The organism is Serratia sp. LTN-2, assembly GCF_059740205.1.
On the sequence record NZ_JCAXDO010000006.1, the window covers coordinates 135,369 to 155,286 of the forward strand.

17 protein-coding genes, 1 tRNA gene and 1 other RNA gene are annotated in these 19,918 nt (G+C 59.4%); 14 read left to right on the forward strand and 5 right to left on the reverse strand.

The window, feature by feature from the left end:
* Positions 1–62 precede the first annotated feature (62 nt).
* From AC6BYQ_RS14145 to AC6BYQ_RS14180, 8 genes are all read left to right on the forward strand, one after another.
* Positions 63–527 carry a MarR family winged helix-turn-helix transcriptional regulator gene (locus AC6BYQ_RS14145; protein WP_019452590.1) on the forward strand — a complete coding sequence of 155 codons (465 nt, stop codon included), beginning with the start codon at positions 63–65 and terminating at the stop codon, positions 525–527.
* 160 nt (positions 528–687) lie between these two features.
* On the forward strand, positions 688–1,113 hold the full coding sequence (locus AC6BYQ_RS14150; RefSeq protein ID WP_004934114.1) for an organic hydroperoxide resistance protein: 426 nt from the start codon (positions 688–690) through the stop codon (positions 1,111–1,113).
* A 225-nt stretch (positions 1,114–1,338) separates the two neighbouring features.
* The gene (eptB, locus tag AC6BYQ_RS14155; RefSeq protein ID WP_498057068.1) at positions 1,339–3,033 is read left to right on the forward strand and encodes a kdo(2)-lipid A phosphoethanolamine 7''-transferase; all 1,695 of its coding nucleotides are present in this window, start codon (positions 1,339–1,341) and stop codon (positions 3,031–3,033) included.
* Between the two features lie 118 nt (positions 3,034–3,151).
* Positions 3,152–3,742, forward strand: coding sequence for a response regulator transcription factor UhpA (gene uhpA / locus AC6BYQ_RS14160; protein ID WP_019452588.1), 591 nt, complete (start codon positions 3,152–3,154; stop codon positions 3,740–3,742).
* The gene (gene uhpB / locus AC6BYQ_RS14165) at positions 3,739–5,283 is read left to right on the forward strand and encodes a sensor histidine kinase (RefSeq protein ID WP_498057069.1); all 1,545 of its coding nucleotides are present in this window, start codon (positions 3,739–3,741) and stop codon (positions 5,281–5,283) included. Before uhpA ends, uhpB begins: the two co-directional genes overlap by 4 nt.
* 95 nt (positions 5,284–5,378) lie before the next feature.
* The gene (locus AC6BYQ_RS14170; protein WP_019452586.1) at positions 5,379–6,710 is read left to right on the forward strand and encodes an MFS transporter; all 1,332 of its coding nucleotides are present in this window, start codon (positions 5,379–5,381) and stop codon (positions 6,708–6,710) included.
* Between the two features lie 120 nt (positions 6,711–6,830).
* Positions 6,831–6,907, forward strand: a tRNA-Pro gene (locus AC6BYQ_RS14175).
* A 35-nt stretch (positions 6,908–6,942) separates the two neighbouring features.
* Positions 6,943–7,071, forward strand: a non-coding RNA gene (locus AC6BYQ_RS14180) — RtT sRNA.
* Between the two features lie 48 nt (positions 7,072–7,119).
* On the opposite strand, the gene AC6BYQ_RS14185 is transcribed toward AC6BYQ_RS14180, so the two are convergent.
* Positions 7,120–7,467: an HVO_A0114 family putative DNA-binding protein gene (locus AC6BYQ_RS14185; protein ID WP_442999481.1), complete on the reverse strand. Its 348-nt coding sequence runs from the start codon at positions 7,465–7,467 to the stop codon at positions 7,120–7,122.
* Positions 7,467–7,754 carry a toxin-antitoxin system TumE family protein gene (locus AC6BYQ_RS14190; RefSeq protein ID WP_498057070.1) on the reverse strand — a complete coding sequence of 96 codons (288 nt, stop codon included), beginning with the start codon at positions 7,752–7,754 and terminating at the stop codon, positions 7,467–7,469. The genes AC6BYQ_RS14185 and AC6BYQ_RS14190 overlap by 1 nt, the downstream gene beginning before the upstream one ends.
* A 397-nt stretch (positions 7,755–8,151) precedes the next feature.
* On the opposite strand from AC6BYQ_RS14190, the gene chiA reads away from it, so the two are divergent.
* The 6 genes from chiA (at position 8,152) to dppF (ending at position 16,138) form a co-directional block, all read left to right on the forward strand.
* Complete coding sequence (gene chiA, locus AC6BYQ_RS14195; RefSeq protein WP_498057071.1) at positions 8,152–9,843, forward strand: chitinase ChiA; 1,692 nt, start codon at positions 8,152–8,154, stop codon at positions 9,841–9,843.
* A gap of 601 nt (positions 9,844–10,444) precedes the next feature.
* Positions 10,445–12,052 (forward strand): dipeptide ABC transporter periplasmic-binding protein DppA, encoded by a 1,608-nt coding sequence (dppA, locus tag AC6BYQ_RS14200; RefSeq protein WP_019452584.1) that lies wholly within the window; start codon positions 10,445–10,447, stop codon positions 12,050–12,052.
* A 170-nt stretch (positions 12,053–12,222) separates the two neighbouring features.
* On the forward strand, positions 12,223–13,242 hold the full coding sequence (dppB, locus tag AC6BYQ_RS14205; RefSeq protein ID WP_043129106.1) for a dipeptide ABC transporter permease DppB: 1,020 nt from the start codon (positions 12,223–12,225) through the stop codon (positions 13,240–13,242).
* Positions 13,243–13,253: 11 nt separating this feature from the next.
* Positions 13,254–14,156: a dipeptide ABC transporter permease DppC gene (gene dppC / locus AC6BYQ_RS14210; protein ID WP_025160406.1), complete on the forward strand. Its 903-nt coding sequence runs from the start codon at positions 13,254–13,256 to the stop codon at positions 14,154–14,156.
* A gap of 15 nt (positions 14,157–14,171) precedes the next feature.
* On the forward strand, positions 14,172–15,152 hold the full coding sequence (gene dppD, locus AC6BYQ_RS14215; RefSeq protein ID WP_019452581.1) for a dipeptide ABC transporter ATP-binding protein: 981 nt from the start codon (positions 14,172–14,174) through the stop codon (positions 15,150–15,152).
* Positions 15,149–16,138: a dipeptide ABC transporter ATP-binding subunit DppF gene (dppF, locus tag AC6BYQ_RS14220; RefSeq protein WP_060424251.1), complete on the forward strand. Its 990-nt coding sequence runs from the start codon at positions 15,149–15,151 to the stop codon at positions 16,136–16,138. The genes dppD and dppF overlap by 4 nt, the downstream gene beginning before the upstream one ends.
* Before the next feature lie 296 nt (positions 16,139–16,434).
* Here the strand turns inward: dppF and bcsG are convergent, their stop codons facing one another.
* Genes bcsG through bcsE form a run of 3 tightly spaced genes read right to left on the reverse strand, consistent with a single transcriptional unit; the run spans position 16,435 to position 19,848 of the window.
* On the reverse strand, positions 16,435–18,090 hold the full coding sequence (gene bcsG / locus AC6BYQ_RS14225) for a cellulose biosynthesis protein BcsG (protein WP_498057072.1): 1,656 nt from the start codon (positions 18,088–18,090) through the stop codon (positions 16,435–16,437).
* Positions 18,087–18,293 carry a cellulose biosynthesis protein BcsF gene (gene bcsF / locus AC6BYQ_RS14230; RefSeq protein ID WP_025160405.1) on the reverse strand — a complete coding sequence of 69 codons (207 nt, stop codon included), beginning with the start codon at positions 18,291–18,293 and terminating at the stop codon, positions 18,087–18,089. Before bcsF ends, bcsG begins: the two co-directional genes overlap by 4 nt.
* Positions 18,280–19,848, reverse strand: a complete 1,569-nt coding sequence (gene bcsE / locus AC6BYQ_RS14235) for a cellulose biosynthesis protein BcsE (RefSeq protein ID WP_498057074.1) — start codon at positions 19,846–19,848, stop codon at positions 18,280–18,282. Before bcsE ends, bcsF begins: the two co-directional genes overlap by 14 nt.
* Positions 19,849–19,918: the final 70 nt, after the last annotated feature.

The window sequence follows — 19,918 nt, forward strand, 5'->3', positions numbered from 1 at the left end:
ATGTAGCATACCTCACAAAAAATAGCTTGCGATTACATCGTGCGCTATCTATATTCACACACATGAAAAGCACCGATACCGAACAATTCAAGGCGAAGAACCTGCTGCAGCTCGATCAGCAGCTCTGTTTCGCGCTGTATTCCGCCAACCTGGCGCTGCACAAAGTTTACCGCAAGCTGTTGAATCAGCTCGAACTCACCTACCCGCAATACCTGGTGATGATGGTGCTGTGGGAACGCGATCGGGTGACGGTATCGGATATCGGCGAGCGGCTGTTCCTCGATTCCGCCACGCTGACGCCGCTGCTGAAGCGGCTGGAAACCGCCGGTTTGCTGGTGCGCTATCGCGCCACCACCGACGAACGGCAGGTGATCATCGCGCTCACCGAAGCAGGCCGCGCGCTGCGCGAGCGGGCGCAATCGGTGCCCGAGGCGGTGATGTGCGCCACCGACTGCAGCCTGGACGAGATCGTTTCGCTTAAACAGCAGCTGGAAAAGCTGCGCGGCAGCCTGATCGATCAGATTTGACCCGTCGCCGCCGAACGCAAGAACGGCGCGGGTGGTCTACACTGGTTAATAAGTGTCAAAAATAAGTAGTGCGCGATTTAATCGCAAAAGATAAATATGTGACCGGTTTTCCCTCGTGGAAGCCGTAGTCATCTCGCCAACCAGCAAGAAGGAATGAACGATGTCTATTGAGAAAGTGGTTTACCGCGCTCACGCCACCGCAACCGGCGGCCGCGACGGCCGTGCGACCTCCTCCGACGGCGTGTTGGACGTGAAACTGGGCGTGCCGAAAGAGATGGGCGGTGCCGGCGGCGAAGTCACCAACCCCGAGCAGCTGTTTGCCGCCGGTTATTCCGCCTGCTTCCTCGGCGCGCTGAAGTTCGTCGCGGCGAAAGAAAAGGTTAAAATTCCGGCCGAAGCGAAGATCGACGGCACCGTCGGCATCGGTGAAATCCCGAACGGCTTCGGCATCGAAGTGCAGTTGGATATTTCGCTGCCGGGCATCGAACGCAGCGTGGCGGAAGATCTGGTGAAAAAGGCGCACGTGGTGTGCCCGTATTCCAACGCTACTCGCGGCAATATCGACGTCACTCTGAACGTTAAGTAAGATTTTCGCCGACACCTTGGAAAAAATGGAGGGTTTATCCCTCCATTTTCATGTCCGTCCTGCCTGAAAACAGTTCACGTAAATGGCAAAAAATGTCCGTTTTGTGAGAATTCTCTTGATTGTTGCCTGCCAAATCACGCTTATTGCCGGTTGGCTGAACCTGCAGCCGCATTGACTGTCTGAAAAACTCAGAACTGCTATCGCCCTCCGGAGCCACCGCACTACATGAACAAAATAAAATCGCTATCGCAGCAGAATTTATCGTTATTGTTAGCGATCTATATCGGCATCTTTTTAAACCTGTCCGTTTTTTATCGCCGTTTTGACTCGCTCGCGCACGGCATTCAGGGAATTAAGCTTATTTCGGCGGTGACGGAAGTGATCGCTATCGTTTTGTTCACTTTCTTTATCATGCGGTTGGTGTCGCTCGGCGGCCGTTTGTTTTATCGCATTGTCGCCTCGCTGCTGGTGCTGATTTCGGTTGCCGCCAGCTACTACATGACGTTTTTCAATGTGGTGATCGGCTACGGCATCGTGGTGTCGGTGATGACCACCGATATCGATCTGTCGAAAGAGGTGGTCGGCTTGCACTTCGTGCTGTGGATGATGGCGCTCAGCGCCTTGCCGCTGCTGCTGATCTGGAAAAACAGCCTGCGCCACACCCTGATAGAGCAGCTGAAAACCCCCGGCCACCGCATCAAGCCGCTGCTGGTCTTGCTGGCGGTGGTGGCATTGGTATGGCTGCCGCTGCGCATGCTGGACGATGAACAAAGCATGCAGGAGAAGCTCGCCAACGTCGATCTGCCGAGCTACGGCGGCGTGGTGGCGCATTCGTACCTGCCGTCCAACTGGCTGTCGGCGCTGGGGCTGTTCGCCTATACCCGCTATGACGAAAGCCAGGATCAGAGCACGCTGTTCGATCCGGGCAAACATTTCACCTATGTACCGCCGGCCGACATCGACGATACCTATGTGGTGTTCATCATCGGCGAAACCACCCGCTGGGATCACATGGGCATGCTGGGCTACGAGCGCGATACCACGCCGCGGCTGTCGAAAGAGAAGAATCTGGTGGCGTTCCGCGGCGAGTCGTGCGACACCGCCACCAAACTGTCGCTGCGCTGCATGTTCGTGCGTGAAGGCGGTGCCGAGGACAACCCGCAGCGCACGCTGAAAGAGCAGAACGTGTTTGCGGTACTGAAAGAGCTGGGCTTCTCCTCCGAACTGTTCGCCATGCAGAGCGAGGTGTGGTTTTACAACAACACCGAGGTGAACAACTATTCGTTCCGCGAGATGATCGCGTCCGAGAAGCGCAACGACGGCAAGGCGGTCGACGATATGCTGCTGGTGGATGAAATGAAGGAGTCGCTGGCGCGTTATCCGAAGGGCAAACACCTGGTGATCCTGCATACCAAAGGCTCGCACTACCTGTACTCGCAGCGTTATCCGCGCAGCTATGCGCGCTATCAGCCGGAGTGTATGGGGGTGGATGACTCCTGCACCAAGGCGCAGCTGATCAACGCCTTCGATAACACCGTGTTGTATACCGACAGCTTTATCAGCAACGTGATCGATCAGGTGCGCGACAAGAAGGCCATCGTGTTCTACGCCGCCGATCACGGCGAATCGATCGGCGAGAATACACACCTGCACGGCACGCCGCGCGAAATGGCACCGCCGGAGCAGTTCCGCGTGCCGATGATAGTGTGGGCGTCGGACAAGTACCTCGAGAATCCGCAGCACCTCAGCGCCTTTGAGCAGCTGCAGGCGCAGCAGCGCATCGGCAGAACGCACCGCCACGTCGAGCTGTTCGACACCATTCTCGGCTGTCTCGGCTACACCTCGCCGAACGGCGGCATCGTGGATAAAAACAACTGGTGCCATGTGCCGCAGCCGAAAGCGGCGCCCGCCCGCCTGTAATCCCCCTGCCGGGCGCCATGTGCGCCCGGCTATTTCACCTAATACATTCTCTTCATCAATTATTCCGGTGTGTGCATACGGTATACTTGCGCACTTTCCCTGCTAACCGGAGATTTCCATGACCCTGCGCGTGGCGTTTATCGACGATCATGACATTGTGCGTTCGGGCTTTGTGCAGCTGCTGTCGCTGGAGGCCGATATTCAGGTGGTGGGCGAATTCAGCAGCGCGGCGCAGGCGCGCGCCGGCCTGCCGGGGCTAGAGGCGGAAATCTGCATCTGCGACATTTCGATGCCGGACGGCAGCGGGCTGGATCTGCTGGCGGACATTCCTTCCGGCATTCGCGTGGTGATGCTGTCGATGCACGATAATCCGGCGCTGGTGGAAATGGCGCTGGAGCGCGGCGCCAGCGGCTTTCTCTCCAAGCGTTGCAAGCCGGAAGATCTGATCACCGCAGTGCGCACCGTCGCCGGCGGCGGCGTCTACCTGATGCCGGAAATCGCCCAGCAGCTGGCGCGGGTGAAGGTGGATCCGCTCACCCGGCGCGAGCGCGAGATCGCGCTGCTGTTGGCGCAGGGGCAGGAGGTGCGCGAGATTGCCGCTGCGCTGGGGCTGTCGCCGAAGACGGTGCATGTGCATCGCGCCAACCTGTTCGCCAAGCTGGGCATCAATAACAACGTCGAGCTGGCCAGACGGATGTTGAATCTGTGACGCAGCGCCTGATCACCCAGCTGGCGCTGTTTTTCATCTATGCCGCCAGCGCGTTTTGCCTGTGGGGCATCGGCACCGCGCTGATCGATCCGCCCTGGCAGGCGCTGTTGCTGTTCCCGTTCGGCCTGCGCATGGGCATTCTGCTGCAGAGCCCGTACCGTTTCTGGCCGGGGATCCTGCTGGCTGACCTACTGCTGATGGCGCTGCTGGCGGATCAGTTCGGCTATGGCCCGGCGCTGTGGGCATCGGTGGCGGTGCTGGTACTGACGGTGCTGCTCAGCCTGCTGGCCTCGCCGTGGTTGCTGCGCCATCAGCAGAGCGACAGTGAATGGCGCTGGCCGCTGTTGCAGGGCGCGGTGGTGGCCGCTGCCGCTTTATTGCAGGCGCTGGTGTGGCAACTGGTGAGCGGCGAGGGCGCCCGCGCGCTGCTGCTCGGCCTGACCGGCGGTTTCACCATCGCGCCGACCTGCCTGCTGCTGTGGCACTATTTGGCGCGCCAAATCTGGGTGCCGCTGGAGCCGGGGCTGATCCACAAACCGGTGGAGCTGCGCCTCGGTCACCTGGCCAGCTATCTGCTGCTGTTTGCGTTCAGCATCTGGCTGCAGCAGCAGGTTAACGCCGCCGAGCTGCGCCGTTTCGCGCCTTTCTGCCTGGCGATCCCAATCGTGTTCATGTCTTACCGCTACGGCTGGCAGGGGGCGCTGTTGGCGACGCTGCTCAACGGCGTGGCGCTGATGGTCAACGAGCCGCCGCAGCCGGAGTCGCACCGCGATCTGCTGTTGTCGTTGCTGGCCCAAAGCCTGACCGGGTTGCTGCTGGGGGCCGGCATTCAGCGCCAGCGCGAGCTGAATCAGCAACTGAGGCTGCGGCTGGAAGAGAATCGGCAGCTGGCGCGGGCGCTGGTGACGGCGGAGGAACAAACCCGGCGTGAGGTGGCGCGCGAGCTGCACGATGAAGTGGGGCAGACCATCACCGTTATTCGCACTCAGGCCAGCATCGTCAAGCGCCTGGCGCCGGAGCCGGCGGTGATCGGCTGCGCCGACGCCATCGATGCGTTGGCGCTGCGGGTCTACGACGGGGTGCACGATGTGCTGACCCAGCTGTGGCCGGCGGCGCTGAACAACCTGCCGCTGTCGGCGGCGGTGGCGGCGATGCTGCGGGAGTCGCTGCCGCAGGACGCGTCGCTGGTGAGCAGCATGCAGTGGCAGGTACCGGACGAACTGCTGGATGAAACGCTGAAAATCACGCTGTATCGGGTGTGCCAGGAAGGCGTGACCAATGTGTGCCGCCACGCCGGCGCCAGCCGCCTGGAGTTGGACGCGCGCCTGCAACCGCGCAAAGGCGCCGCGCCGCAGATCGCCCTGACCATCCGTGACAACGGCGTGGGTTTTGCTGCGGATAACCATCAGCCGGGATACGGCCTGCGCGGCATGCAGGAGCGTATCAGCGCTCTCGGCGGCAGCCTGCGGCTCACCTCTGAGCGGGGCGCCTGTTTGAGTGTGATCTTGCCCACAGTTTCGCCGGCGCAGGCGCAAAACTAGGAAAAACTCCTAGCCGCGTCGGGAATCCGGCGTAAGCTCCACGCGCGCGCGAGGAGCATCATAGCGGCACTTTATTCAATCCTCTGAGGTTCCACATGTGGTCTTTCCTTAAAAGCCGCCCGGACGCGCCGCAGGTCACCGATCAACGGCAGATCGACGCCAGCTACAAATACTGGCGCATCCAGCTGATGTGCACCATGTACATCGGCTACGCCGCGTTTTACTTCACGCGCAAAAGCTTCAACTTCATCATGCCGGCGATGCTGAGCGATCTGGGCCTGACGATGTCTGACGTCGGCATTCTCGGCACGCTGTTCTACATCACCTACGGCTGCTCGAAATTCATTTCCGGCATGATCAGCGATCGTTCCAACCCGCGTTACTTTATGGGCCTGGGCCTGATCATGACCGGGGTGCTGAATATCTTCTTCGGCCTCAGCTCGTCGTTGATGATGCTGGGCACGCTGTGGATCCTCAACGCCTTCTTCCAGGGCTGGGGCTGGCCGCCGTGCTCCAAAATCCTCACCAGCTGGTATTCGCGCTCCGAGCGCGGCAGCTGGTGGGCGATCTGGAACACGTCGCACAACGTCGGCGGCGCGCTGATCCCGCTGCTGGTGGGCTTTATCTCGCTGCACTTCAGCTGGCGTTACGGCATGATCATTCCCGGCATCATCGGCGTGGTGCTGGGCCTGCTGATGTGCTGGCGTCTGCGCGACAAGCCGACCAGCATGGGGCTGCCGAGCGTCGGCAAATGGCGCAACGACGCCATGGAGCTGGTGCAGGAGTCGGAAGGTCAGGGGCTGAGCAATCGCGAGATCATCAAGCGCTACGTGCTGACCAACAAGTACATCTGGCTGCTGGCGGTCTCTTACGTGCTGGTGTACATCGTGCGTACCGCGATCAACGACTGGGGCAACCTCTATCTGACGCAGGAAAAAGGTTATTCGCTGATGACCGCCAACTCGGCTATCTCGCTGTTTGAAGTGGGCGGCTTCATCGGTTCGCTGGTAGCCGGTTGGGGTTCCGACAAGCTGTTCCGCGGCAACCGCGGCCCGATGAACCTGATCTTCGCTATCGGTATCTTCCTGTCGGTAGCCGCGCTGTGGCTGATGCCGGGCGTCACCTACCTGCTGCAGGCCTGCTGCTTCTTCGCCATCGGCTTCTTCATCTTCGGCCCGCAGATGCTGATCGGCATGGCGGCGGCGGAGTGCTCGCACAAGGATGCGGCGGGCGCGGCGACCGGTTTCGTCGGCCTGTTCGCCTACCTGGGCGCGGCGCTGTCTGGCTATCCGATCGCGCGGGTGATGGAAATCTGGCATTGGAACGGCTTCTTCGTGGTGATTTCCATCGCCGCCTGCCTGTCGGCGCTGTTCCTGCTGCCGTTCCTGCGTGCGCAGACGCCGGCGCTGAAAACCGCCAAAGCCTGAGCATCCTGCGCTGCGCAACCCCCGGCGCAGCGCATTATGGCGCTTTTATCACCACTTGAAATACGGGGGCAAAAAAGTGATTGACGCCTATAACCGCCAGCAGTAAGATGCGCCCCGCATCGGCGAGTAGCGCAGCTTGGTAGCGCAACTGGTTTGGGACCAGTGGGTCGGAGGTTCGAATCCTCTCTCGCCGACCACCATTCGAAAAACCTGCTTTTAAAGCAGGTTTTTTTTCGCCTGCAGTTTATGAGGATGAGTACCTCCGCAGGAGGTTCGAGCCTCGCGAAGCGAGACAACGTTGCTTCAGCAACGGCCCGCAGGGCGCGCATCAAGGATGCGCGTAATCCTCTCTCGCCGACCACCATTCGAAAAACCTGCTTTTTAAAGCAGGTTTTTTTTCGCCTGTCGTTTAGGCGGCTTTGCCTACAACGAAGTCAAAATGGATTTCGTCATAGGGGAAAATCACGCCTTGTTCACCTTTATCGACGATGCCGCAGCCTAACAGCGCCTGCAGATCGGTATGCACCGCTTTCACATCACGTTTCACTCGGCGTGCAACTTCCCGAATGGAAAGTTCGCCGGCGCCGGTCATGGTATGCAAGATATGCATTTTCTTGGGTGATAAGGTTTTCCACAGCCGCTCCCAATCCAGGAATGTGATGTAATGCCCTTGAGCGCTTTGCTGGCCTGTTGCGGCTTCCTTCAGTGCGAGTTTCATTTCTTCGACTGAAGCGACCCGAATGGTGACTGTGTTCATCATGACTCCTCTGTAAGCTGCATAACCTCGCGCCAGAAACTGTCGAGCAAGGCATCAATGGTCGTGAAATTAAGCGGCTCTTCTTTGCCATCGATATGTTTGTGATCGCCTTTGCCCGCTTCATTGTCATACCGCAGTCGACAAATGCCGTCTTTTACATAGGCAAATCGGTATTTATAACAGTGGCCGCTGGCCCTGACGGGCGGCTCTACCCGCCAAATGATGAGTTGTGCAAATGCGGCAGGTGCCAGGGGGATCCTGTCTTGGTAAATTAGCTGCGAAGGCATGCTCTTTCCTTAAGTGTTGTTCACAGTACCAACACAGTCATGGTGTTGTCAATAATGACAACACCATGACTGCAGAGTGTGGTGTAATCCTGATAAATATTTATCTTTCCTTAATAAAAAATTCACTATCCTTATTTGTCGTGCTTTCTTTTATTTATATTAAAATAAATTCACGCTTGCTGAATAAAACCCAGTTGATAGCGCTCTTGTTTTCACGCCTTTTTTATTTATAGTCTGAATGTACGCGGTGGGAATGATTATTTCGCCACGTGGAAAGACGCTGTTGCTATTTATTGATTTTAATCTTCGTGGATTATTGCGGAATTTTTTCGCTTCGGCAATGCATCGCGATGATTAACTCTTTTATGTTTATCCTCTCGGAATAAAGGAATCAGTTATGCGCAAATTTAATAAACCGCTGTTGGCGCTGTTGATCGGCAGCACGCTGTGTTCCGCGGCGCAGGCCGCCGCGCCGGGCAAGCCGACCATCGCCTGGGGTAACACCAAGTTCGCCATCGTCGAAGTCGATCAGGCGGCCACCGCTTATAATAATCTGGTGAAGGTAAAAAATGCCGCCGACGTTTCGGTCTCCTGGAATTTATGGAATGGCGACGCGGGCACGACGGCCAAGATTTTATTAAATGGCAAAGAGGCGTGGAGCGGCCCTTCAACCGGTTCTTCCGGTACGGCGAATTTTAAAGTCAATAAAGGCGGCCGTTATCAAATGCAGGTGGCATTGTGCAATGCCGACGGCTGCACCGCCAGCGACGCCACCGAAATTGTGGTGGCCGACACCGACGGCAGTCATTTGGCGCCGTTGAAAGAGCCGCTGTTGGAAAAGAATAAACCTTATAAACAGAACTCCGGCAAAGTGGTCGGTTCTTATTTCGTCGAGTGGGGCGTTTACGGGCGCAATTTCACCGTCGACAAGATCCCGGCGCAGAACCTGACCCACCTGCTGTACGGCTTTATCCCGATCTGCGGCGGCAACGGCATCAACGACAGCCTGAAAGAGATCGAAGGCAGCTTCCAGGCGCTGCAGCGCTCCTGCCAGGGGCGTGAGGACTTCAAAGTCTCTATCCACGATCCGTTCGCCGCGCTGCAAAAAGCGCAGAAGGGCGTGACCGCCTGGGATGACCCCTACAAGGGCAACTTCGGCCAACTGATGGCGCTGAAGCAGGCGCGTCCCGATCTGAAAATCCTGCCGTCGATCGGCGGCTGGACGCTGTCTGACCCGTTCTTCTTCATGGGCGACAAGGTGAAGCGCGATCGTTTCGTCGGCTCGGTGAAAGAGTTCCTGCAGGCCTGGAAGTTCTTCGACGGCGTGGATATCGACTGGGAATTCCCCGGTGGCAAAGGCGCCAACCCGAACCTGGGCAGCCCGCAGGACGGGGAAACCTATGTGCTGCTGATGAAAGAGCTGCGGGCGATGCTGGATCAGCTGTCGGCGGAAACCGGCCGCAAGTATGAGCTGACCTCCGCTATCAGCGCCGGCAAGGACAAGATCGACAAGGTGGCGTACAACGTCGCGCAGAACTCGATGGATCACATTTTCCTGATGAGCTACGACTTCTACGGCGCCTTCGATCTGAAGAATCTGGGGCATCAGACCGCGCTGAATGCGCCGGCCTGGAAGCCGGACACCGCTTACACCACGGTGAACGGCGTCAATGCGCTGCTGGCGCAGGGCGTCACGCCGGGCAAGATCGTGGTCGGCACCGCCATGTATGGCCGCGGCTGGACCGGGGTGAACGGCTACCAGAACAATATTCCGTTCACCGGCACCGCCACCGGGCCGGTCAAAGGCACCTGGGAGAACGGCATCGTGGATTATCGCCAAATCGCCAGCCAGTTCATGAGCGGCGAGTGGCAGTACACCTACGACGCTACGGCGGAAGCGCCATACGTGTTCAAGCCTTCCACCGGCGATCTGATCACCTTCGACGATGCCCGCTCGGTGCAGGCCAAAGGTAAGTACGTGCTGGATAAGCAGTTGGGCGGCCTGTTCTCCTGGGAGATCGACGCGGATAACGGCGATATTCTCAACAGCATGAACGCCAGCCTGGGCAACAGCGCCGGCGTTCAATAATCGGTTGCAGTGCGTTGCCGGGGGATATCCTTTCGCCCCCGGCTTTTTCGCCGCCGAAAGTTTTTTTACGCCGCACAGATTGTGGCTTTGCCCCGAGCAAAACGCGGTCATCGGACTCACCCTTTTGGGTAATCCTTCAGCATTTCCTTCTGTCTTTAACGGCGATCACAAAAATAACCGTTCAGATATTCATCATTCAGCAACAAAGTTTTGGCGTTTTTTAACGGAGTTAAAAACCAGTAAGTTTGTGGGGGTCAGACCAATGCGCTAAAAATGACCGCTTAGCATAAATTTTCATGCTGGAACTGTTAACAAAAGGTTTTTTTTATGTTTGTTTGCTGTTTCTCACAGTCTGCGTAAATCCCCACTGGTTATATTGACGACACCCCAAACAGTTGGCAACTTGATAGCCTCAGGGATAAGAGCGAGAGTTGTTTGAGTGAATTCCACGCGCTCAGACGTCCCCGCCGCGATGCGTTCCATCCGGCATTCTCTCCTCTTATACCTTCTGCCTTCGGGCGCCGACCGCACAGGCCACGCAATAAAAAATACAGGTCTGGCGGCAATTACACACATCACATCACACAATGGAGCACTAACGATGACACGTTCCTTGGGTAAATCGGGGGTTCTGAAATTCGGCATTGGGCTGATCGCGCTGACCGTGGCGGCCAGCGTACAGGCCAAGACGTTGGTTTACTGTTCTGAAGGTTCCCCGGAAGGGTTCAACCCGCAGCTGTTCACCTCCGGCACCACCTACGACGCCAGCTCGGTACCGATCTACAACCGTCTGGTCGAATTCAAAATCGGCACCACCGAACTGCAGCCAGGTCTGGCGGAGAAGTGGGACGTCAGCGAAGACGGCAAAACCTACACCTTCCACCTGCGCAAAGGCGTGAAGTGGCAGAGCAGCAAAGATTTCAAGCCGACGCGCGATTTCAACGCCGACGACGTGGTGTTCTCCTTTGAGCGCCAGTTGGATGCCAACAACGCCTATCACAAGGTGTCCGGCGGCAGTTACGAATACTTCGAAGGCATGGACATGCCTAAGCTGATCGCCAAGATCGAAAAAGTCGACGACAACACCGTGCGCTTTGTGCTGAATCGCCCGGAGGCACCGTTCCTGGCTGACCTGGGCATGGACTTCGCGTCCATCCTGTCTGCCGAATATGCTGACGTGATGATGAAAGCCGGCACGCCGGAGAAAGTCGACCTGAATCCGATCGGCACCGGCCCATTCCAGCTGCTGCAATACCAGAAAGACTCCAAGATCCTGTACAAGGCGTTCGACGGTTTCTGGGGCACCAAGCCGAAGATCGATCGCCTGGTGTTCTCCATCACGCCTGACGCCTCCGTGCGTTACGCCAAACTGCAGAAAAACGAATGCCAGGTGATGCCGTATCCGAACCCGGCCGATATCGCCCGCATGAAGCAGGACAAGTCCATCAACCTGATGGAACAGCCGGGCCTGAACGTGGGCTACCTGTCGTTCAACGTCGAGAAAAAGCCGCTGGATAACCTGAAGGTACGTCAGGCGTTGACCATGGCGGTCAACAAGCAGGCGATCATCGATGCGGTCTATCAGGGCGCGGGCCAGGCGGCCAAGAACCTGATCCCGCCGACCATGTGGGGCTATAACGACGCGGTGCAGGATTACGCTTACGATCCGGCCAAGGCGAAAGAGCTGCTGAAAGAAGCGGGCATGGCCGACGGTTTCAGCATCGATCTGTGGGCGATGCCGGTACAGCGTCCTTACAACCCGAACGCGCGCCGCATGGCGGAAATGATCCAGGCCGACTGGGCCAAGATCGGCGTGAAAGCCAAAATCGTGACCTATGAGTGGGGTGAATACCTCAAGCGCGCCAAAGCGGGCGAGCACCAGACGGTGATGATGGGCTGGACCGGCGACAACGGGGATCCGGACAACTTCTTCGCCACGCTGTTCAGCTGCGCGGCGGCGAAAGACGGCTCCAACTACTCCCGCTGGTGCTACAAGCCGTTTGAAGATCTGATTCAACCGGCGCGCGCCGAATCCAACCACGACAAGCGTATCGAACTGTACAAACAGGCGCAGGTGGTGATGCACGATCAGGCTCCGGCGCTGATTGTCGCACACTCCACCGTGTATGAGCCTGTGCGTAAGGAAGTGAAAGGCTACGTCGTGGATCCGCTCGGTAAGCATCACTTCGAGAATGTCTCTGTAGACTGATTTCGACCGCTTTACCGGAGACGCACGAATGGACTTGCAGGGGCGCAACAGGTTTGCGCCTCTGCTGACCAGTCTCCGGCGTATGGCCGTCGAATCGTTCAAAGGCATGTGAGCGTTAATAAGCCTGGCGGACGATGAGCTGCCGGGCATTGATACAGAGAGTTCGGGATATGTTGCAGTTCATACTCCGACGTTTGGGGTTAGTTATCCCAACGTTTATCGGCATTACGTTGCTGACTTTTGCATTCGTCCATATGATCCCCGGCGACCCGGTGACCATCATGGCCGGGGAACGCGGTATCTCCGCCGAGCGCCACGCGCAGCTGATGGCGGAAATGGGGCTGGACAAGCCGCTTTATCAACAATATTTCTCCTACGTGTCCAACGTGCTGCACGGCGATTTGGGCACCTCACTCAAAAGCCGCATCTCCGTCTGGAGCGAGTTCGTTCCGCGCTTCCAGGCTACGCTGGAGCTGGGTTTCTGCGCGATGCTGTTCGCGGTGCTGGTGGGCATCCCGGTCGGGGTGCTGGCGGCGGTCAAACGCGGCTCGGTCTTCGATCACACCGCGGTGGGCATCTCGCTGACCGGCTATTCGATGCCAATTTTCTGGTGGGGCATGATGCTGATCATGCTGGTGTCGGTGCAGCTTAACCTGACGCCGGTATCGGGGCGCATCAGCGACACGGTATTCCTCGACGACAGCCATCCGCTGACCGGCTTCATGCTGATAGACACCCTGATCTGGGGCGAGCCGGGCGACTTTATCGATGCCGTGATGCATATGATCCTGCCGGCCATTGTGCTGGGCACTATCCCGCTGGCGGTGATCGTGCGCATGACCCGCTCCTCGATGCTGGAAGTGCTGGGCGAAGACTATATCCGCACCGCGCGCGCCAAGGGCGTGAGCCGCATGCGGGTGATCGTCGTTCACGCGCTGCGCAACGCGCTGCTGCCGGTGGTGACGGTGATCGGGCTGCAGGTCGGCACCATGCTGGCCGGCGCCATTCTGACTGAAACCATCTTCTCCTGGCCGGGGCTCGGCCGCTGGCTGATCGACGCGCTGCAGCGCCGCGATTACCCGGTGGTGCAGGGCGGGGTGTTGCTGGTCGCCTGTATGATCATTCTGGTTAACCTGCTGGTAGACGTGCTCTACGGCGTGGTCAACCCGCGTATTCGCCACAAGAAATAAGGGGCGCTCTCATGTCTCAAGTTACTGAGTCTGCAGTTAAAGGTGCGCCGAAGCCGATGACCCCGTTCCAGGAGTTCTGGCACTATTTCAAGCGCAATAAAGGGGCCGTGGTCGGCCTGGTGTATATCGTTCTGATGCTGGTGATCGCGCTCGGCGCCGGGGTGCTGGCGCCGCATGCGCCGGCGGACCAGTTCCGCGACGCGCTGCTCAAGCCGCCGGTGTGGCAAGAGGGCGGCAGCTGGCAATACATTCTCGGCACCGACGACGTCGGCCGCGACGTGCTATCGCGCCTGATGTACGGCGCGCGCCTGTCGCTGCTGGTCGGCTGTCTGGTGGTGGTGCTGTCGCTGATCATGGGCGTGGTGCTCGGCCTGCTGGCCGGTTACTTCGGCGGCGCGGTGGACGCGGTGATCATGCGTGTCGTCGACATCATGCTGGCCCTGCCGAGCCTGCTGCTGGCGCTGGTGCTGGTGGCGGTCTTCGGGCCGTCGATCGTCAACGCCTCGCTGGCGCTCACCTTCGTCGCCCTGCCGCACTATGTGCGTCTGACGCGCGCGGCGGTGCTGGCGGAAGTGAACCGCGATTACGTCACCGCCTCGCGGGTGGCGGGCGCCGGCGCGCTGCGCCAGATGTTCGTCAATATTCTGCCTAACTGCCTGGCGCCTTTGATCGTTCAGGCTTCTCTCGGTTTCTCGAACGCCATTCTGGACATGGCCGCTCTCGGCTTCCTGGGCATGGGCGCGCAACCGCCGACGCCGGAGTGGGGCACCATGCTCTCCGACGTGCTGCAGTTCGCGCAAAGCGCCTGGTGGGTCGTGACCTTCCCCGGTCTGGCGATCCTGCTGACGGTGCTGGCATTTAACCTGATGGGGGACGGCTTGCGTGATGCTCTCGACCCCAAACTCAAGCAGTAACAGAGGACGAGAGAGATGGCGTTATTGAATGTAGACAAGCTTTCGGTGCACTTCGGTGACGAAGGCACCCCGTTCCGCGCAGTGGACCGCATCAGTTACAGCGTGGATCAAGGCCAGGTGGTCGGCATCGTCGGTGAATCCGGCTCCGGCAAATCCGTCAGCTCGCTGGCGATCATGGGCCTGATCGATTTTCCCGGCAAGGTGATGGCCGACAAGCTGGAGTTCAACGGCCAGGATTTGCGCAAGATCTCCGAAAAAGAGCGCCGCCAGCTGGTGGGCTCCGAAGTGGCGATGATCTTCCAGGATCCGATGACCAGCCTGAACCCGTGCTACACCGTCGGCTATCAAATCATGGAAGCGCTGAAGGTGCATCAGGGCGGCAACCGCCGCACCCGTCGCCAGCGCGCCATCGACCTGCTGACGCAGGTGGGTATCCCCGATCCGGCCTCGCGGCTGGACGTGTACCCGCACCAACTTTCCGGCGGTATGAGCCAGCGCGTGATGATCGCCATGGCCATCGCCTGTCGGCCGAAGCTGCTGATCGCCGATGAGCCGACGACCGCGCTCGACGTGACCATCCAGGCGCAGATCATCGAACTGCTGCTGGATCTGCAGCAGCGCGAGAATATGGCGCTGGTGCTGATCACCCACGATCTGGCGCTGGTGGCGGAAGCAGCGCATCACATCATCGTGATGTACGCCGGCCAGGTGGTGGAATCCGGCAAGGCGGCGGAGATTTTCCGTGCTCCGCGTCACCCTTATACCCAGGCGCTGCTGCGCGCGCTGCCGGAGTTCGCCGCCGACAAGGCACGGCTGGCTTCGCTGCCGGGCGTGGTGCCGGGCAAATACGATCGCCCGACCGGCTGCCTGCTCAACCCGCGCTGTCCCTACGCCAACGAGCGCTGCCGTAACGAGGAGCCGGAACTGCGCAGCATTCCCGGCCGTCAGGTTAAATGTCACACACCGCTGGATGATGCGGGGAGGCCGACCGTATGAGCCAGAATCAACCTTTACTGCAGGCGATCGACCTGAAGAAGCATTACCCGGTGAAAAAGGGCCTGTTCGCGCCGGAGCGGCTGGTCAAGGCGCTGGATGGCGTCTCCTTCACCCTGGAGCGCGGCAAAACGCTGGCGGTGGTCGGCGAGTCGGGCTGCGGCAAATCGACGCTCGGCCGCCTGCTGACGATGATCGAAGTGCCGACCGGCGGCGAGCTGTATTACCAGGGGCAGGATCTGCTGAAGCCGGACGTTTCCGCCGAGAAGCTGCGCCGCCAGAAGATCCAAATCGTGTTCCAGAATCCTTACGGATCGCTCAACCCGCGCAAGAAGGTCGGGCAGATCCTCGAGGAGCCGCTGTTGATCAACACGCCCCTCAGCGCCGCCGAGCGGCGGGAAAAAGCGCTAGAGATGATGGCGAAGGTCGGCCTGAAAACCGAGCATTACGACCGTTACCCGCACATGTTTTCCGGCGGCCAGCGTCAGCGTATCGCCATCGCCCGCGGGCTGATGCTGAACCCGGACGTGGTGATCGCCGATGAGCCGGTGTCGGCGCTGGACGTGTCGGTGCGCGCTCAGGTGCTGAACCTGATGATGGATCTGCAGCAGGAGCTGGGGCTGTCCTATGTGTTCATTTCGCACGATCTGTCGGTGGTGGAACACATCGCCGACGAGGTGATGGTGATGTACCTCGGCCGCTGCGTGGAAAAGGGCAGTAAAGAGGCGATCTTCAACAACCCGCGCCATCCGTACACCCAGGCGTTGCTGTCGGCGACGCCGCGGTTGAATCCGGATATGCGCCGCGAGCGCATCAAGCTGACCGGCGAACTGCCCAGTCCGATGAACCCGCCGCCGGGCTGTGCGTTCAACGCCCGCTGCCGCCGCGCCTTTGGCACCTGCGTGCAGCTGCAGCCCCAGCTCAAACAGTACGGTGAGCAGATGGTAGCCTGTTTTGCGGTCGATCAGGACGAACATCCGGGAACGTAAGGCGCCTGAGGTCACTGCGTAAACCCACGCTGGCATAACGCCGGCGTTTTTTATTATTCAATCAACGGGTTAATCATTAAACTATCTTCATCACCCGCGATTTAACGACTTTCTTGCTGTAAGTCGGGTGGTGGTTATTTTTTTAAGAATCTTCGCATGGCAATAATTATCGGATAATAGAATTTAACGGTTTGTTGTTAATAACATTTTGTCGGTCGATCGGTTTAACTATTTTTATTATAAAAACCAAATAAAAAAGCACGCCGCCGGCGTGCTTTGAGTTGCTGAGGCCGTACTCATTGCGGATAGGGCACCCAGTCGCCGCCGTTCAGGCGAATGTAGGGCTTGCCCTGATACTGCATCACGATGGCGTTGTCGTTTTCGGAGATGACCGGGGTCTGCGGCAGCCCCTGCGTCAGCGCCTGCCAGTCGACGCTGGATTCGCTGAAGACTTTGCCGTCCACCAGGCGCGACACCAGTTCAGACAGCGCCAGATAGCTGCTCGGCGTTTTGATCTGCAGCGGGCTGCCCTGATGCGGCGCCTTCATGCCAACCAGTTTGATGCCGACCGGCGTATGGGTAATGTTCGGGCTGGGAATGTCGCGCAGGCCGGACATCTGCATCTTGTCGCCCACCAACGCCGCGCCGTGTTCAGGCACGATCACCACCATCACTTTGCGGCCGGATTTCTCCAGCTGGTCGAGGAAGGTGTTCAGCTGATCGAATAGCTTCTGCGCGCGCGGCTGGTAGTCGGCGCTCTTATTGGAGCCGACAAAGCGGTTGCCGTCGTGCAGCGGAATGATGTTGAAGAAGGTGGCGGTGCGGCCGTCGCCGCCTTTTTGCTGCTGATCCAGCCAGCGGCTCAGCAATTCGAGATCGTTATAAATCGGCTCGCCGTCGAACGATGTCAGCTCGTTGCCGATGCCGGCCTGCGACATCAGCGGCGCCTGCATGTCACCCTGTTCGCGCAGCTCTTTCAGGAAGTTGCCGAATACCCCGGAGTGATCGAGCATCAGCTGTTCCTTGAAGCCGAGCTTCGCCAGATTGTCGAACAGGTAACACTGCTGGTTCACCGGCTGATACAGATCGTGATGCGAAAGCTGGCCGCAGCTGGCGCGCAGCAAGCGGATGGCTGCCGGGCCGCTGTAGGCGGTGGCCGAGTTGAAACTGTCGAACATGATGTCCATTTTCGACCACAGCGGATGATTCTGCAGATTGACCGCCTCCATATCGGCCCAGGCCAGCGAACAGATGTTGATCACCAGCAGATCGAACGGCTGGGCGTCGGCGGGCAAGGTGGCCGGGAACGCGGTGGCGCGGCCTTTTTCCCGCTCGTAGAACTGATTCAGGTAGGCCGTCAGGTTGGCGCTGGTCGGCGGCAGGCTGTCTGCCGGCGCGGCGTCCCCGGCCGCCGGCGCAGAGGTGGCCGGTGCATTGGCACCGCCGCTTGAGGCCGTGGAGGTGGCGGGCAGCAGTGAGACCGCCGGCCCGGCGATGTTGACGATATTGAGCCACACCAGCGCCGCTACGGTGAACACCGTGACGCGCACCCACTGGGCAACGAACAGGTAGGCGATAAGCAGCACGAAGGCGGCGCCGACCATCTGCCAGTTGATGAAGCGGTTGACCAGCTCCAGCAGATACTGGGCGCTGAAGCCGGTCAGCTGCGAGCCCTGGCTGAGAATGCTGTTGATGCCCGGCAGCCAGGTGTCGTGATAGAACAGCGCGATGCCGATCGGGATGGCAAGGTAATGGCGCCAGCGGTGCAGGCGTTGCGAGGGGATCGGCATCAGTAGAAACGCCATGAACACCAGGTTCGGCAGCGCATGGAAGTTCAGATAGCCGAACCACAGCAGGGCGAATTTGGCCAGAAAGTAGAGGTTCCAGCCGCCCAGCCCGCGCCAGTAGCGCCACAGTGCGTTATCGGATTGCGTATTCGAGTTTGAATTCATGGCTGCTTCTTATCACGTTTAATCTGAGATGAGGCGCCTGTGCGCACCCACAAACCGGCGGATTTCAAATAGCGCGGCGATAACAACAGGTTTTGCCAGTATTGGCGCAAATGTGGAAAACGCCGATGAAAGGCGTAGCCCAGCGGAATGAAGATCAGCGCGCACAGCAGGATCAGTTGCACGATGTCGTTAAGGTTCAGCATGCTTTTCCTCCTGCGGGCCGAGCGGCAGCGTGAAGGCGACCGGCTGGCGCCGTTCTGTGGGCTCTGCGCTGGCCGCTACGTTCGGACGCGGCGCGGCACCGGCGGCGCCGGTGGCCGAGATCTGCCAGCGCCCCTGAGCCATGCGTTTGATTTCCGAAATGATATCGACATCCTGGTGCCACACCACCCGGTTACTGAAGGCCTCATCCACCGGCAGGCGGAAGATGAATTTCAGCGCGGTATCCAGATCGTTGATGCGGCAGGTGGAGAGGAACAGCACCAGTCGCCCCTGCACCACGGTCATCACGTCGCCGAAACGCCGCAGGTGGCACAGGGTCATCGCCTGTTCGGCGCGCAGGCCGGTGGCCGGGCGCAGCGCCACCATCACGCCCTTGCCGTCTTCGGGCAGCAGCGTGTTGCCCATCAGCGAGAGCACCGCCTGGCTGAACGCTTCCGGCCGCATGTAGCCTTTCAGCTGCAGCGGGCGCAAACCGGCCAGCAGCGCATCGATGTCGGCGGGCACATGGCGTGAGAAACGCTGCCCCTGGATGCCCTCAAGCATGGTCAGAAAACGCGACAGCGGCGCGACGTGCGGCACGATCAGGTTGGCGCCGCAGGCCAGCAGCAGCCGTTCGTCGCTGTAACGCAGGCTGGCGCTCATTTCGCGCACCGCGATTTTCATCCCGTTGCCGCGGCTGCGGCGCAGGGTGTGGATCTGGTGCGCCAGGTGATCGATTTGGTCGCTTTGGTACAGGGCGAAAATCAGCGTCGCCGAGAGTCTCAGCATGCCGTGCTGCGCCAGCTCGTCGTTGCTCTCCAGCAGTTGCCAGTTGGCGGACAGCGGCGGCGCGCCTTCCAGAATGCTGCGTTCGGCCAGATACAGGCCTTCGTCGCTGCGCAGGGCGGTGGGGGAGGGCTGGCTATTTTCATCCTCGCCCTGCCAGCCGCCCTCCGCGGCGTACAGCGTCAGCAGCTGATTGGCGTTGATGCCGTTTTCGGTGCTCCACCAGTTCACCAGGTATTGCGCGCTGTCCTGCTGCCATTGCAGGCTGGACAGGCCGTTCAGAATGCGGTGCTGCGCGCTGAGCTGGCCCTTGAGCTTATTGATACCGCCGCCGTGGCTGAGGATCAGCAACGTGCATTCCTGACGCCGCAGCCAGGCGGCGAGCGCGCGCGTCCACTCGCGCAGTTCTTCGGTGGTGAAGGTTTGCCACAGGCTGGCATGGGCCAGCAGGATCAGTAAGCGATTTTGCGGCCGCAGGGCGCGCATCAAATCGTCGCTCAACTGCGTCAGCGCGGCTTTTTTCTCCGGCAATTGATACAGCGGCAGCTTCTGCAGGGCAGGCGATGCCAGCTCGGCCAATAGGCGATCGGGTTTGTCGCCGCTGCAGATCAGGGCGACTTTGTGGGTGGCCGGTTGGGCGGCAATGGCCTGACGACACAGCAACGCGGCGTCGCTTTGCCGATCGATATTCACCCAATAAAGGCCGGAGGCCTGCATCACCGACAGCTCTTCCCAAATCTGCCGAATGCCTAGAGAAAAAGAGTGCGCCATAGGATGTGTTCTACTTTCGTTGAAAGCCGACTAAAGGCGTTTATATTTAAAGATAGCCATTTTTACTCTG

Excerpts from the sequence above, each read along its gene's own strand:
- bcsG (WP_498057072.1), bottom strand. The coding sequence starts at position 18,090 with ATGAATTCAAACTCGAATACGCAATCCGATAACGCACTGTGGCGCTAC.
- dppB (WP_043129106.1), top strand. The coding sequence starts at position 12,223 with ATGTTGCAGTTCATACTCCGACGTTTGGGGTTAGTTATCCCAACGTTT.
- AC6BYQ_RS14170 (WP_019452586.1), top strand. The coding sequence starts at position 5,379 with ATGTGGTCTTTCCTTAAAAGCCGCCCGGACGCGCCGCAGGTCACCGAT.
- chiA (WP_498057071.1), top strand. The coding sequence starts at position 8,152 with ATGCGCAAATTTAATAAACCGCTGTTGGCGCTGTTGATCGGCAGCACG.
- AC6BYQ_RS14185 (WP_442999481.1), bottom strand. The coding sequence starts at position 7,467 with ATGAACACAGTCACCATTCGGGTCGCTTCAGTCGAAGAAATGAAACTC.
- AC6BYQ_RS14190 (WP_498057070.1), bottom strand. The coding sequence starts at position 7,754 with ATGCCTTCGCAGCTAATTTACCAAGACAGGATCCCCCTGGCACCTGCC.
- dppA (WP_019452584.1), top strand. The coding sequence starts at position 10,445 with ATGACACGTTCCTTGGGTAAATCGGGGGTTCTGAAATTCGGCATTGGG.
- bcsE (WP_498057074.1), bottom strand. The coding sequence starts at position 19,848 with ATGGCGCACTCTTTTTCTCTAGGCATTCGGCAGATTTGGGAAGAGCTG.
- AC6BYQ_RS14150 (WP_004934114.1), top strand. The coding sequence starts at position 688 with ATGTCTATTGAGAAAGTGGTTTACCGCGCTCACGCCACCGCAACCGGC.
- bcsF (WP_025160405.1), bottom strand. The coding sequence starts at position 18,293 with ATGCTGAACCTTAACGACATCGTGCAACTGATCCTGCTGTGCGCGCTG.
- dppD (WP_019452581.1), top strand. The coding sequence starts at position 14,172 with ATGGCGTTATTGAATGTAGACAAGCTTTCGGTGCACTTCGGTGACGAA.
- AC6BYQ_RS14145 (WP_019452590.1), top strand. The coding sequence starts at position 63 with ATGAAAAGCACCGATACCGAACAATTCAAGGCGAAGAACCTGCTGCAG.
- uhpA (WP_019452588.1), top strand. The coding sequence starts at position 3,152 with ATGACCCTGCGCGTGGCGTTTATCGACGATCATGACATTGTGCGTTCG.
- eptB (WP_498057068.1), top strand. The coding sequence starts at position 1,339 with ATGAACAAAATAAAATCGCTATCGCAGCAGAATTTATCGTTATTGTTA.
- dppF (WP_060424251.1), top strand. The coding sequence starts at position 15,149 with ATGAGCCAGAATCAACCTTTACTGCAGGCGATCGACCTGAAGAAGCAT.
- dppC (WP_025160406.1), top strand. The coding sequence starts at position 13,254 with ATGTCTCAAGTTACTGAGTCTGCAGTTAAAGGTGCGCCGAAGCCGATG.